We start from the raw sequence: 14,504 nt of genomic DNA, 5'->3' as shown, positions 1-14,504 counted from the left end.
ATACAGCTTAAATAGGGCTGATAACGCTAAAATAAAAGCGCTGCGGACATAAGCTGTACAGTCAGGTGACTTTTTTTAACATGGTTTTGCGTTAGCCTGTTATATCTACTAGCAACAATAGCTTTATTAATTATTTTTTAAATCACTTTTTAATCCTTTATTTTAAGTTATGAGAGTCTCATGTCATCCTCCTTCCATAGCGATACGCCGCTTGCGCAGCGAATGCGCCCAACCTCCCTTGATAAGATTATTGGTCAAACGCATTTATTGGCACAGGGGGCACCGTTGCGGCGTTTGATTGAGCAACAGCATTTGCCCTCCATTATTTTGCATGGTGACGCAGGCATTGGTAAAACGACCATTGCTATGCTGCTTGCCGATGCGGTAGGTCGCCCCTTTCACGCATTATCGGCATTGAATACGGGAGTCAAGCAGCTCCGCGAAGTATTGGATAGTAAAGACTCATTAAATTTTGCAGCGCCGGTAGTTTTTATTGATGAAATTCATCGTTTTAATAAGGCGCAGCAAGATGCGCTACTGGGAGCGGTAGAGTCTGGAGACATTACCCTAATTGGGGCAACCACAGAAAATCCCTCTTTTAGCGTCAATAATGCGCTGCTGTCGCGTTGCCAAGTGTATCGCTTGCAGCCGTTGAGCGCAGAGCAGATTAATGCTGTGTTGCAACGTGCAATGAATGAGGATATTAAATTAAAATCGCTATCTATCGACCTACAAGCTGAACAATTTATCAGCGAATTGGCGCATGGCGATGCGCGTAAGGCACTCAATATACTGGAGCTGGCGATTCAAACCGCTGACCCAAAACTGACACCCCTTATTATCGATAATGAGCTGGTCAGTCGAGTCGCACAAACGGCATTGGTACGCTATGACAAGGATGGCGAGCAGCATTATGATATTGTCTCTGCACTGATAAAGTCGGTACGTGGTTCAGACCCAGATGCGGCATTATATTGGATGGCGCGGATGTTAGTTGGCGGTGAGCCTGCTGATTTTATCGCTCGGCGATTGGTGATTTTAGCCAGTGAAGATATCGGCAACGCCAATCCCAACGCCTTATTACTCGCTGATGCTGCCCTGCGCAGTGTGCAGTCGATAGGCATGCCAGAAGCGCGCATTATTTTAGGGCAAGTAGTGGTGTATCTAGCGACCAGCGCCAAAAGTAACAGTACTTATAATGCTATTAATGCGGCGATGAAATTAGCAGAAAAAGATGCCTCGCCTGTGCCGCTACATTTGCGTAATGGCGTCACTAAATTGATGCGTCAAGAAGGTTATGGCGATGGTTATCAGTATCCGCATAATTATCCCAATCACTATTATCCGCAATCTTATTTACCTGATAATCTCGTGGGTACGCAGTTTTATAAATTTGCAGACAATCAGCGTGAGCAACATAGCAAGCAATTTATGGAATGGCTCAGAGCACAAGCGGCAAGTAATGAATGAGTAGTCACTCTCTTAACGCTATCATTTTAGTGCTTTTATTTTAATGATAAATGACTTTTACTAAGCACTACAGCGCGCCTGAGCCTCAGCTGTTACAATAGCCACATGAGTTTTATATTCACCCTTATTTTTACATAATAATATTGAGATTCTTATGAGCTTAGACAGTATTACTGACATTATTGACGATATTCGTGCCGGCAAAATGGTCATCTTGATGGATGATGAAGACCGCGAAAATGAAGGCGATATCATCATGGCAGCCACCCATGTGCGCCCTGAAGATATTAACTTTATGATTACTCATGCGCGCGGCTTGGTTTGTTTGACCTTATCACAAGCTCGCTGCCAGCAATTAGCATTGCCGTTAATGTCGGATCGCAATGAGGCAAAATTTAGTACCAACTTTACTGTATCTATTGAAGCGGCTGAGGGCGTAACTACAGGCATTTCAGCTGGCGATCGCGCGCGTACTATTCAAGCGGCTGTGGCATCAGCTGCAAAGCCTTGCGATATTGTGCAGCCGGGTCATATTTTTCCAATTATGGCTCAAAATGGTGGCGTGTTACACCGCGCTGGGCATACTGAAGCGGGCTGTGATTTGGCGCGTCTTGCCGGACTTGAGCCAGCAGCCGTGATTGTTGAGATTATCAATGCTGATGGCACTATGGCACGCCGCGATGACCTTGAGATATTTGCCAAAGAGCATGATCTTAAAATTGGTACGATTGCCGATTTGATTAATTATCGCATTGCCAATGAACAAACGGTAGAAGAAGTCGAAGTTCGTCCATTTGAAACCGAATATGGCACTTTTACCTTGCACCGCTTTCGTGAGTTTGGCGCTACAGAGACGCATTTGGCATTGGTAAAAGGTGATGTCAGTGCAGGTGTCAGCACTGTACGTGTACATGGTTTTCATCCCTTGCGTGACTTATTTGCTGCCAAAAATGACACCACAGGTCGTAGTGGCTGGAGCGTACAGTCGGCATTAGAGGAAATCAATGCTAGTGAACGTGGCGTATTGGTTTGGATTGGCAATCACGAGCCTACTGATTTAGGTGATGCGCTCGATAAAGCCGCGGCGAATGAAGCCGTCTCTACCCTTATTCAACAGCCATACCGCAGCATTGGCGTTGGTGCGCAGATTTTGCGTCATTTAGGGGTGCGTGATATGCGCTTATTGTCCTCGCCAATGAAATTTTATGCGTTATCAGGGTTTGAGTTGAACGTCTTAGAGTTTGTGCCTGCACCTAAGCAAAAATAATGCTTAACTACTTTATTTTTTCAAGTTGGTTTATAAGGAATTAGTAAACAGCTGGTTAATAAATAAAAAAGCAATGATAAAGAGGCACGTTAATTATAGTTAACGTGCCTTTTTTTTGCTAAATTTTTATCATTATAAATACTAACGTATTACATATCAGGCGCATGTCCAACTGTATTTTCTAACGTTTTCAGGCGTGCGCGCTCCTCAATTGTCCATGGTACTTTGTTCTCGCCCTGACTATCTAATCGAACCACAACCGCATCGGCGGTGGCAACGATAGCTTGCTGCGCACTGCTATAGTAGCTATATTCCATGACAATACTGGTCGTGCCCAAGCGCTGACAACGAACGCCCAATAATAAAGTATCTGGATAAGTCACTGGACGCAAATATTGGCAACTTGAGGCAGCAAGTACAGTCACCATATCGCCATCGAACATCCCGAGCGCTTGCAAATACGCGATACGCGCAGACTCCGCATAGCGATAATACACTACATTATTTAAATGGCTAAAGGCATCCATTTCACCCCAATGAATAGGCTGTTGATGAATTACCGGATACTGCGCCAATGCATCTGGTATAGCAGCGCTACTGTCTTGTATGCCGATAAAAGGGCTTGGTATCTTCTTAGTATCATTCATGGTTTACCATCTACCTTTTGTTTAAGAGCTACCCTAGATTTTTTTACTTATTTAGGACAAACCTTTTATTTTTTATAAAAAAACTTAGCCTTTAGACTGCTCTAAAATCTGCGTGGTCATTAGCGGTGTCACTGTTGGCGGACTGGCAATCAATTTATCAAGCCACGCGATAACCTCAGCAATCGTGTTGGGTGCTCCCATCGTTACTGTGCTCGTTTGGTCGGTTGATGCAGAGGCGGTATTTTTAGATTGATTAGGCGTTACTGATGGCGTCGTTACAAGCGGTTGCAGCTGTTTGCGAGCTTGGCGCAAATAGCCGGCAAGTTGTTTTTGCTCACGCATATTGCCCGCTTGCATGGCTAAATTCAGCGTCATAATGACTTCATGAACAGTCAGTTGCTGACGAGTAATCGCTGCATTATTCTTTGAACGCTCAAGGCTGGATAAAAATATTTGAATATTTTGGATAGCAATATTTTGTAGTTGCCAAGGGCTAGGCTGGGCGCTTTGTGTTTGTAGACGTGCAATATCTTTGCTTAAGCTTTGTTGGATCACTTGTCTTAAAGCTGGCGCAATCTCATTGTTACTTTGCGACAACTGCCATTGTAAGCCACGTAATAATCCTAGCGCGGCTTGATCCTTATTATCCGCCACTAAGCTATCCGCCGCTTCAAGTTGCAAGCGTAATAAATTCAGCTGATTTTGCGTTTGATTGTCTTCTGTTAGCGTGGACACTTGCTCTGTTTTGGGCGTCGCTTCTTGATTAAGGGCAAAAATTCGATCGTCCATATCATTTAAACGGTTCACTACTTGTTCATTGCTTTGCAAGCGCTCTAACATCTGGTTTTGAAAGCGCTGCTGACTGACGTATAACCAAACAAACCCAACTATTAGTAGCAAAATAAATAACCACTGTAATCGTAATAATAATACACTCGCCTGGCGTCGCTGTTGACCAGCTGTAGGCGTTTTAGATGAGGGTTTAAAATCAGTTGGCATAAAGGTGTACCGTTAGTGATAGAAATGAATAAGCTTTAAGTAGGTATAAGCTAAGTCATATTTTAAAGCTATTAGCTCGATATCGCTGCTAAAATCGTTGTCGGTGCCAAATCTTCTACTTGCCAATAGTCAAGCTGGCGTGCCGCAACCATATTCGCTAGGCGCGTCCCTAATACCACATAACAAAAATCATTGAGCGTTAATGGCGTTACTTGATGACCAAGAGTATCAGATGCGCTGACCTGCGATTGGGCAACCATATGTAGCCAATGCTCAAATGCCGTGCCACTACTAACAATGACGATAGGTTTTTCGGCTTGCAATGCTGATTGGGTTTTTGTTGGTGCTGGTGATTGTGATTGGCGTGACTTATCTTGTGAGCGTGATGCGGTATTAAAGTGCTGTTGCCAGTGCTGATATTGTACACTTGCTGCCTCTGGCATAATGCGTTCATACCAAGCAATGCTATCAATATGCACGCCGCGCGCTTGCAGCGTATCAACCAACAGTCTCCGTCCGCCCAATCCACGCCACACCAATAATTTATCTCCTGCCTGTAACAGATTAATCTCAGGCATAGCCAGCATGCCTTCATTATTGGCTAGGATGGGCTGCAATACGTCATAACGAATGGGCAGGCATTCACCTGCTAACACAGCTGCCGTTGCTTGACCGACCGCAATAATATGACTTGGCGCTTTTAAGACACTGGAGCTACTTGGCTTATTTCGCTGTTCATTCTGAGGCTTATCATTACTGCTAGTTAGCTTAGCTTTATCTTTCAAATCTCTTAATTGTTGCCAAACTGCCAGACCAGACGCCGCTGCAGTTGGGCTAACAATGACTAGTGCCTGATACTCACCAGCCAGCCACTGGCGCATAATATCAATATCAGTTTCTGATACCGTACGCGGCTGTAACGCCAGCATAGGAATGTCCACGACGCTAAAACCAGCCATTTGTAGATGAGCGGTTAACGGAGCGGCGCGCTCGACAGGTCGCGTATTAATGACCACACGCGCGGGCGCGATACCAGTAGAGAACGGAACAGAGGGAGTCATAAACCAACCATGATATATAAAGAAGATTCAGCGCATTGATAGAATTAAAGCAGTGATAGCGTCAAGCTTAGATTTAAATGTCATTTTAGAATGAACATCAGTCTTCAGGATGATAAATCGCGGATAAAATAGCGCCCGCACCAGCCGCGAGCAGCATATCGGCAACGTCAATCCCCAACTGGTTGGCTTGCGCTTCTTGCTGAACTTGACTTCCAGTTAACACCACACGATTTTCTGCTTTAAGTAAGGCACTGCCATCCGCTTGTCCCACCCGTCCGCGCAGCCATAATGTATTACCATTATCATCATTGGTATAGTCATTAGCGTCTTCAGCAAGCAGCACAGCGTACGCTGCAATCGGTACTTGGCAGCCACCTTCCAAATGACGATTAAGCGCACGCTCAGCAACTAGGCGAATACGCGCTTTATCATCATTTAACGGTGCAAGTAACGCCAGTATTTCAGCATCTTCCTCACGGCATTCAATCGCCAATGCTCCCTGTCCAACCGCAGGTAAACACATATCGATATCCAGCTCGCCACGAATACGTGCTTCAAGCTCAATACGCTGTAGACCACTGGTAGCCAAGATTATCGCATCATATTCGCCAGCATCCAGCTTACTCAAACGCGTGCCCACGTTACCGCGCAATGTTTTAATCTGCAAATCCGGACGATAGGTTTTAATCTGACATTGGCGACGCAAACTTGATGTCCCCACAATTGCACCTTGCGGTAGTGCATCGATATTATCATAAGTGTTAGAAACAAAAGCATCTGTTGGTGCCGCACGTGTACAGTACGCACCTAGCATCAAACCTTCTGGCAAATCCATCGGCACATCTTTAAGTGAATGCACCGCAATATCCGCCTGCTTGTCATACATAGCTTGCTCAAGCTCTTTAACAAACAAACCCTTGCCACCAATTTTTGCCAATGGGGTATCCAAAATTTTGTCACCCTTAGTGACAATTTTTAGCAAATTAACCGTTAAACTTGGATACAGCTCTAGCAGGCGATCACGAATATGTTCTGCCTGCCACAACGCCAACGGACTTTGGCGCGTGGCAATATTTAGGGTCTTGATAGTAGGTTGGAACGTGGTACTCATAAGGAACCTCAGTAAAATTGATACTATAAATTAGCCATGCAGTAACGCAAAAAAATACCCCTATTTAAGCATAAATAAGGGTTTGATGATATGGCGCGTTTAGGTGACGCATAATAGTCAAATTAGACGCCTACACACTTTTGACATCTACATACTGTGTATCTTTTCTCGCAATGACGGCAAATGACGACGGCTCACTGCTAAAGTCTCATCAAGACCTTTAAAACGTACCTGATATTGACCTGAATCGACCGTTTCTAAAAAATCAAGATAGCTAAGATTAATAATCGCATTACGATGTACTCGGAATAATTGATCACCGAATTCTTGTTCCAAATCTTTTAAGGTATCATCAATTAATACCACGCCATTTTTATGGCGAACTTTGACATATTTTTGATCTGCCGTGCAATAATAAATATCTGTAAGCTTAATCAGCTCAACCCCGCGATGGGTACGTGCGGTAATATGTTCACGTAATGGTCTTGCGGTTGGATCCTCTAGCTTTCGAATCCCGTTCAATTGGGCAGCATTAAGGTTGCGAGCTTTGCCTAAAGCTTCTAGCAGCTCATCTTTATTGGCAGGTTTCAACAAATAACCAATAGCATTAGTCTTAAAAGCAACGATCGCATAGTGATCATAAGCCGTCACGAAAATAATTGCTGGAGGATTTTCCAGCTCGTTAAGAGCTATTGCACAGCGAACCCCATCCATCTCTGGCATTCGAATGTCCAGTAGTATCACATCAGGTTGATGCATTTTTACCGCAGTAATGGCTTCTAAACCAGTCATCGCTTGAGCAACCACTTTATGACCAGACTCTTGTACAATCCTAGCCAAACGTTCACGTGCTAATGGTTCATCATCACAAACTACAATACGCATGTTATTCTCTCGTTAGCAGACTTACGGACAGCTATTGATCGCTATCAATATAATTATTAATGGTTGTTACCTTATTTTTACTAAAGCTCATTTATAGAGTCAGAAACATAAAATTATGATTTACAAATTATATAGGCGTTATTAATAGCCCTTCTCCCTACAAAATTTGCCAATTTATGAAAAAGAGCAGAATAAATCAATATACTATCATTTACATAAAGCAGTCAAAAGTTTATCTAAAGTAACATAATATAATAGTTGCAATAACTGTGCCACTACATTAGTTTACTGTAGAGCAAATCAGTGAACAAATTTTAAGTATAAAAAAATCTATCATGTTAGGTATAAAGAATTAATATGCATTACAAATGTTACATATAAGAAAATATTGATATGACTAGTCAGCTACAGGAGCGGTTAAAAACTCACATCCTGCAAGGGATAGTTGATAATGGTGACAATTTGTTTGCTATCAAAAGTACTCTGAATATCAGCGCTCTGACCAAAATGGGCGCGCAGCCGTTCTGCCTGAATACTAAAATCAATCTGTTGACGTAATTCGTGAGTGACCATAAAAGTTTTACTTGGCAACTGCACAGTGACATTGATAGTCACATGATGCTGCTCCCACATCACAATGATATCCATAACGATGGTTTCAGTCGTCATCTCCACAACATTGAGCAGCATTTTTTCAAGCACGATTTGTAAGGTCAACGCTGTAATGACCATATCGTACATCATGTCTTCTTCCGGCAACTGCCATCTGACTTCCAGCTTATCTGCTAAACGATACGATTCAATCGCCAAGTAATGCTCGCATAGGGCAACCTCTTCCTCAAAACTAATTTCAAATGCACCGTTAAAGCTGGCTCGAAATAGTGCCGATATATGCTGTAACAGATCAGCAGCTTGCGGAGAATTGGTCTCAGTTAAAGATACTAAGCTATTAATAGTATTAAAAAAGAAATGCGGGGAAATACGAGACTTCAAGATATCATCTTGGGCAGTGAGCTTGTCTTCAAACGATTGTTTGAGCGATATCAGTTCACGGTGACGACGCAAGAAGTACAATAAAAATACGAAGATAAAACCTATGGTGATCATTACATTAAATAGAATATTCAATAAAAATGATTGGCGGTCGTATTCAAGCCATCCTGCATTGATCATCACAAGCATAATGAGAGTAACGGATACCACAGAACTTGTAGCAAAAAGCGTAACGATACGCGCACTAACTTTAATAGGATTAGCGTATTTAAAAGTCGGACGAAGATAATCAATAATATATAATGCTGGAATTACAGTGGCCAGATACTGGAAAATGCGACTGATAAATTTAACTAAGAACTCTGACCACGTGTCTAAGTCATGACGGTCAATAATAGTAATAAATAGGGACCAAAAAAAGATGTACAGCAGCCACTGCCAAGGTCTCATCACATCCATGAGCTTGGGGATAAAAAACTCTAAGCGCTCAGCTAGTAAGGCAACCTCATCCTTTGCTATACTGAAGTTCTTATTCTCCTGACTTGTCTTAGACCGATATGAACGCCAATTCTTCAAATAATAGTAATCCTGAACAAAATAATAATCCACGTGCATCTGATTCTAGCACAGATGTTTCTACAACGAACAGTCCTAGCCATGACAGATCTGCGCCCACAACTACCAGTAGCGGGCAAGGTCAACAGATGTGGGGCGGACGTTTTAGCGAAGCGACTGACAGCTTCGTTGCTGCCTTTACTGCATCAGTTGGCTTTGACCAACGCTTTGCCCGTCACGATATTCAGGGCTCAATCGCCCATGCGACGATGCTAAAAGAATGCGATATCTTGGAAGCTGACGACGTTGCGACCATTATCGATGGTCTGCATCAAGTTCTGCGCGAAATCGAAGCCGGTGAGTTTAACTGGTCGATTGCGTTAGAGGACGTCCATATGAACGTCGAATCACGCTTGACCGATATCGTCGGCGCGGTCGGCAAAAAACTGCATACTGGTCGCAGCCGTAATGACCAAGTCGCCACCGACATTCGCCTTTGGTTACGTGAAGAAACCGATAACATCATCGCGCTATTGGTACGTTTGCAGAGTGGCTTATTAGATTTGGCTGAGCAGCATACTGATACTATTATGCCGGGCTTTACCCATTTGCAAACGGCGCAACCTGTCAGCTTTGGTCATCATGTGATGGCATGGTTTGAGATGCTGTATCGTGACACCGAACGCCTAGTTGATGCGCGTCGCCGTATCAATCAGATGCCGCTTGGTAGTGCCGCCCTTGCTGGAACGACGTTCCCGATCGACCGCACTATCACCGCTGAATTATTAGGTTTCGAAGGTATTTGCCAAAACTCACTTGATGCCGTATCAGACCGCGATTTTGCCATTGAATTCACCTCAGCCGCTTCTATCTTGATGATGCATTTGTCACGTATGAGTGAAGAGATTATTCTGTGGATGTCAGCACAGTTTAACTTTGTGCAAATCCCTGATCGCTTTTGTACTGGCTCCTCTATCATGCCGCAAAAGAAAAATCCTGACGTACCAGAGTTGGTTCGTGGTAAAGCTGCGCGTGTGTTTGGGCAATTGATGACTTTATTAAGTCTAATGAAAAGTCAGCCACTTGCCTATAATAAAGACAATCAAGAAGACAAAGAACCGCTATTTGATTGCGTCGATACCTTGACTGGTTCGCTACTAGCATTTGCTGATATGCTGCCAAATATCACCCCTAATAAAGAAAATATGCGCGCCGCCACCATGAAAGGCTACGCCACTGCTACTGACTTAGCTGATTATCTGGTGCGTAATGGCGTAGCGTTCCGTGATGCTCATGAAGTCGTTGGTAATGCCGTTGCGTTAGGTATTAAAGAAGGCGTTGATTTAAGCGATTTATCCTTGGCGCAACTGCAGCAATTTAGCGATGCGATTGGCGATGATGTCTTTGAGTACTTAACCTTAGAAGGCTCATTAGCAGCGCGTGACCATTTGGGCGGCACGGCACCCAATCAAGTCAAGCAAGCGGTTAGCCGTGGTCGTACTCGCTTAGAAATATTTGCTTAAACGCTTTTGTTTAACTTCTATGCTGATTACTGCTAAATAACGTGAAGTTTTTACCAGAAAACGCCCGCCATTGTTGCGGGTGTTTTTTTGACCAGAATCAGGTACAGTAATGGGTAATCTTCTCTCTTCTTAAAATCATTAAAAAACCGCTATACATCAGGAGTTATTCATGACCGAAACCTTTAACCCGCAAGCCAATACTGTATTTTGCCGTAAATATCATCAAGACTTACCAAAAATGCCACATCCACCTTTTCCTAATAAAAAAGGTCAAGAGCTACAAGAGACCGTTTCTGAAAAAGCTTGGAAAGAATGGCTTGAGCAGCAAACGATGCTGATTAATGAAAATCATCTCAGTATGCTCGACCCAGAAGCCAAAAACTTCTTAATAGAACAGCGCGATAAATTTTTGGATAATGAAGATTATGAGCGCGCGCAGGGCTGGACACCAGAAAGTAAAGGATAGTCACATGTTCAAATTTTTATAGGCATTTAGCTATAGAGATTTAGCAACAGTGATAAACAATACCTCAATAAATAAAGCAGACAAATGACTAGGACTTGTCATCGAAGTTTGCTAGTATTAAGAAGATTTGCAACACTGACAGACTCGGGGTGCGATATATATTGACTGCTTAACACGCAGTTAACGTATGGTCGCTGAGAAACCACCCGCCGAACCTGATGCGGTTAGTACCGACGCAGGGAAGTCTTAAGCCTATGTTGTACCTGTATAAAGGGCACGCAGAAATGCCTTTTTATTATTGTCAGCTTTTAGCAGCGCTTTATAATGCTCTATGCCAATAAATAAAAATGACGCTCACCAATCCTTTATAGATGACTTATCAAAACTTATTTTGATAGCACCATTATTTTGCGATTGAATTTATCAGTATGATATAGGCTTGCTCCGCAGCTACTGGCGGTGTTGATTTTATTCAAAAACCAACACGCTAGGACAGCATATGACTATTTCAAAAGCCAATTCAAAAGCTACTGCTAAAGCAGATGCGCTAAAAACCCCAGCCCATCGCAGCGAAACTGACGCCCGTTTTGAAGAAGACGCGCGCGACTTACACCGTATTTTACCTGCCTCGCGCAAAGTTTATATCGAAGGCTCACGCCCTGATATCCAAGTGCCGATGCGTGAGATTACCCTTGATCCTACCCCTATTCAAGGCGTGTCCGAGTCCGAGTGGGAACAAAATCCGCCGTTCTATGTCTACGACACCTCAGGCGTTTATACCGATCCCAATGCCACCATCGATTTGACTAAAGGTCTGCCAAAATTACGTGAAGGTTGGATAAATGAGCGGGGCGATACCGAACAGCTCCCTGGTTTATCCAGTTCATACGGTCTGGCGCGCGCGCGTGATATAAGTACCGCTAATTTACGCTTTGCTCACATCGATAAGCCTCGCCGTGCCAAGGTAGGTCAAAACGTTACTCAACTGCACTATGCCCGCCAAGGTATTATTACCCCAGAAATGGAATATATCGCCATACGCGAAACTCAAAAACAACACGCCTTGACCGATATGCGCCAACACGCAGGCGAGACTTTTGGTGCTAATACGCCCACTGTGATTACCCCTGAATTTGTCCGTAGTGAAGTTGCCGCGGGTCGCGCCATTATTCCGAATAATATCAACCATCCTGAATCTGAGCCGATGATTATCGGGCGTAACTTCTTAGTGAAAATTAATGCCAATATCGGCAACTCTGCACTAGGTTCTTCTATTGATGAAGAAGTGTCGAAAATGACGTGGGCGACGCGTTGGGGTGCAGATAACATTATGGATTTATCCACCGGAAATCATATTCATGAAACCCGTGAATGGCTGATTCGAAACTCGCCCGTGCCGATTGGCACCGTACCAATTTATCAAGCCCTAGAAAAAGTCGATGGCGTTGCCGAAGATTTAACGTGGGAAATTTTCCGCGATACGCTCATTGAGCAAGCCGAACAAGGCGTGGATTACTTCACCATTCACGCAGGTGTATTGCTGCGTTATGTGCCACTAACGGCAAATCGCTTAACTGGTATTGTCTCCCGTGGTGGCTCCATCATGGCGCAGTGGTGTATGTTTCACAATAAAGAGAGCTTTTTATATACCCATTTTGAAGATATCTGTGAGATTATGAAGCAGTATGACGTGGCGTTTAGTTTAGGCGATGGCTTACGTCCCGGTTGTTTGCAAGATGCCAATGACGAAGCGCAATTTGGTGAGCTGCGTACCTTAGGCGAGTTGACCCAAGTGGCATGGAAGCATGATGTACAGGTCATGATTGAAGGTCCCGGTCACGTGGCAATGAACCGTATTAAAGAAAATATGGACCTGCAACTTGAAGTTTGTGCCGATGCACCTTTTTACACCTTGGGACCTTTAACCACCGATATCGCACCGGGTTATGACCATATTACCAGTGCTATTGGCGCGGCAATGATTGGCTGGTTTGGTACAGCGATGCTGTGCTATGTGACCCCAAAAGAGCATTTAGGCTTGCCTAATAAAAAGGATGTCAAAGACGGTATCATCACTTATAAAATTGCTGCCCACGCTGCTGATTTGGCAAAAGGTCATCCGGGTGCGCAAGCGCGTGATAATGCGTTATCAAAAGCACGTTTTGAATTCCGCTGGGACGATCAGTTTAATTTGGCGCTCGATCCTGATACCGCGCGTGAATTTCATGATGAAACGTTGCCAAAAGACGCACACAAATCAGCGCATTTTTGCTCGATGTGTGGTCCTAAGTTTTGCTCGATGAAAATCACTCAAAATGTGCGTGAATATGCGAAAGGGTTAGATACGAAAGAAGGTAGCGCCAAAGCTGCAGAAAATATAGCTGTGGATGCTATGACCGCAAAGTATCATAAACAAGAACGTCAATTGTACAAAGAAGTGTAGTAGAAATATAGCAACATCGCTAAACCTATCTTATTTTGACCATAAAAAAGCCCCTATATCTTTATAGAGGCTTTTTTTACTTTAACAGTCATACTTAAAAATTATACTTTAGATGCTTGATAAATTTCATCAATCGAAGTATTAATGGTATCGGCAAATTCTTGATCGCTTTGTTGTTTGCTAAGTCCTTCGGTAAAGGCACGTGAGAAGCTGGCAATCATACCCGGATTTTGCTTAAGTTTTGCACAAGCATCCGTGCGACTATAGCCACCCGATAATGCCACTACTTTTAATACTTTTGGATGGTCAATCAGCTCTTGATAAAATCCTGCTTCTTCAGGCAAGGTCAGCTTGAGCATCACTTGCTGTTCATTATTTAAGCGCTCAAGGTTATGTAAAATACTGGTCTTAAGAATCAGCTCACAGTCATGCTTTTTATCACTATTGATATCTACTTCTGGCTCAACGATTGGCATTAGACCCTTTGAGATAATTTGCTTTGCCACATCAAATTGCTGCTGAACGACCAACTCAATGCCGTCAACGTTTGGCTCATAAATCACAGAGCGCATTTTAGTCCCAAATACTGGATAGGTTTTCGCCTTATCCAATAAGAGGTCTAAATTTGGCATCGGGCGCATGACTTGAACGCCATTCATACGTTCTGCTAAGCCTTTATCGACCTTTAAAAACGGGACAATTTGCTTGTCTTCCCATAAATAATTGGCGGTAGGCTTGTCATTCACCTCACGCTCCATGGTATCTTCGAACAAAATCGCGCCAAGCACACGCTCATTATCAAAGCAGCCGCACGTCATGATACGCGCGCGCATCTCATGCACTTGGTCAAACATGGCTTCATCATTGTCATAGGCATCGCCCATAACCCCATAATTCTCTAATGCTTTTGGCGTGCTGCCGCCACTTTGGTCAAGTGCCGCGATAAATCCTGAACCATTTTTGATACGTTGTAATTGCTTTTGGTATTCCATGGAACGAGCATCCTATTTTTATAAGTAAAGGTTTTATAAGTGAAGATAAAAATTGAACGAGCTAAACGGCTGTGTAATAGAAATTATCTGCG

General features: G+C 43.5%; 12 protein-coding genes and 1 riboswitch. Of the genes, 5 read left to right on the top strand and 7 right to left on the bottom strand.

What is annotated here, in order from left to right; genetic code table 11:
• The first annotated feature begins 180 nt into the window (after window positions 1–180).
• The gene (locus H2245_RS03300; protein WP_182405879.1) at window positions 181–1,470 is read left to right on the top strand and encodes a replication-associated recombination protein A; all 1,290 of its coding nucleotides are present in this window, start codon (window positions 181–183) and stop codon (window positions 1,468–1,470) included.
• 154 nt (window positions 1,471–1,624) lie between these two features.
• Entirely contained in the window at window positions 1,625–2,737 is a 1,113-nt protein-coding gene (gene ribBA, locus H2245_RS03295; protein WP_182405877.1) for a bifunctional 3,4-dihydroxy-2-butanone-4-phosphate synthase/GTP cyclohydrolase II, read from the top strand.
• A 149-nt stretch (window positions 2,738–2,886) separates the two neighbouring features.
• Here the strand turns inward: ribBA and H2245_RS03290 are convergent, their stop codons facing one another.
• The 6 genes from H2245_RS03290 to H2245_RS03265 form a co-directional block, all read right to left on the bottom strand.
• Window positions 2,887–3,264 carry an acyl-CoA thioesterase gene (locus H2245_RS03290; protein ID WP_404944657.1) on the bottom strand — a complete coding sequence of 126 codons (378 nt, stop codon included), beginning with the start codon at window positions 3,262–3,264 and terminating at the stop codon, window positions 2,887–2,889.
• 204 nt (window positions 3,265–3,468) lie between these two features.
• Entirely contained in the window at window positions 3,469–4,383 is a 915-nt protein-coding gene (locus H2245_RS03285) for a hypothetical protein (protein ID WP_182405874.1), read from the bottom strand.
• 71 nt (window positions 4,384–4,454) lie between these two features.
• The gene (locus tag H2245_RS03280) at window positions 4,455–5,444 is read right to left on the bottom strand and encodes a uroporphyrinogen-III synthase (protein WP_182405873.1); all 990 of its coding nucleotides are present in this window, start codon (window positions 5,442–5,444) and stop codon (window positions 4,455–4,457) included.
• A gap of 97 nt (window positions 5,445–5,541) precedes the next feature.
• On the bottom strand, window positions 5,542–6,555 hold the full coding sequence (hemC, locus tag H2245_RS03275; RefSeq protein WP_182405871.1) for a hydroxymethylbilane synthase: 1,014 nt from the start codon (window positions 6,553–6,555) through the stop codon (window positions 5,542–5,544).
• Window positions 6,556–6,702: 147 nt separating this feature from the next.
• Entirely contained in the window at window positions 6,703–7,440 is a 738-nt protein-coding gene (locus tag H2245_RS03270; RefSeq protein WP_182405869.1) for a LytTR family DNA-binding domain-containing protein, read from the bottom strand.
• Between the two features lie 417 nt (window positions 7,441–7,857).
• Window positions 7,858–9,009 carry a histidine kinase gene (locus H2245_RS03265; RefSeq protein ID WP_182405867.1) on the bottom strand — a complete coding sequence of 384 codons (1,152 nt, stop codon included), beginning with the start codon at window positions 9,007–9,009 and terminating at the stop codon, window positions 7,858–7,860.
• Window positions 9,010–9,137: 128 nt separating this feature from the next.
• On the opposite strand from H2245_RS03265, the gene argH reads away from it, so the two are divergent.
• From argH to thiC, 3 genes are all read left to right on the top strand, one after another.
• The gene (argH, locus tag H2245_RS03260) at window positions 9,138–10,511 is read left to right on the top strand and encodes an argininosuccinate lyase (protein WP_182406232.1); all 1,374 of its coding nucleotides are present in this window, start codon (window positions 9,138–9,140) and stop codon (window positions 10,509–10,511) included.
• A gap of 169 nt (window positions 10,512–10,680) precedes the next feature.
• Window positions 10,681–10,977, top strand: a complete 297-nt coding sequence (locus tag H2245_RS03255) for an oxidative damage protection protein (protein WP_182405864.1) — start codon at window positions 10,681–10,683, stop codon at window positions 10,975–10,977.
• A 135-nt stretch (window positions 10,978–11,112) separates the two neighbouring features.
• Window positions 11,113–11,236, top strand: a riboswitch (TPP riboswitch).
• 240 nt (window positions 11,237–11,476) lie between these two features.
• The gene (gene thiC / locus H2245_RS03250) at window positions 11,477–13,420 is read left to right on the top strand and encodes a phosphomethylpyrimidine synthase ThiC (RefSeq protein WP_182405862.1); all 1,944 of its coding nucleotides are present in this window, start codon (window positions 11,477–11,479) and stop codon (window positions 13,418–13,420) included.
• Between the two features lie 101 nt (window positions 13,421–13,521).
• Here the strand turns inward: thiC and H2245_RS03245 are convergent, their stop codons facing one another.
• Window positions 13,522–14,412 carry a fructose bisphosphate aldolase gene (locus H2245_RS03245; RefSeq protein WP_182405860.1) on the bottom strand — a complete coding sequence of 297 codons (891 nt, stop codon included), beginning with the start codon at window positions 14,410–14,412 and terminating at the stop codon, window positions 13,522–13,524.
• Window positions 14,413–14,504 lie beyond the last annotated feature (92 nt).

Origin of the sequence: Psychrobacter sp. GP33 (assembly GCF_014119005.1) — a bacterium.
Taxonomy (GTDB): domain Bacteria; phylum Pseudomonadota; class Gammaproteobacteria; order Pseudomonadales; family Moraxellaceae; genus Psychrobacter.
The sequence above is the reverse complement of the archived record's forward strand: the minus strand, read 5'-3'. Positions and strand labels throughout refer to the sequence as shown.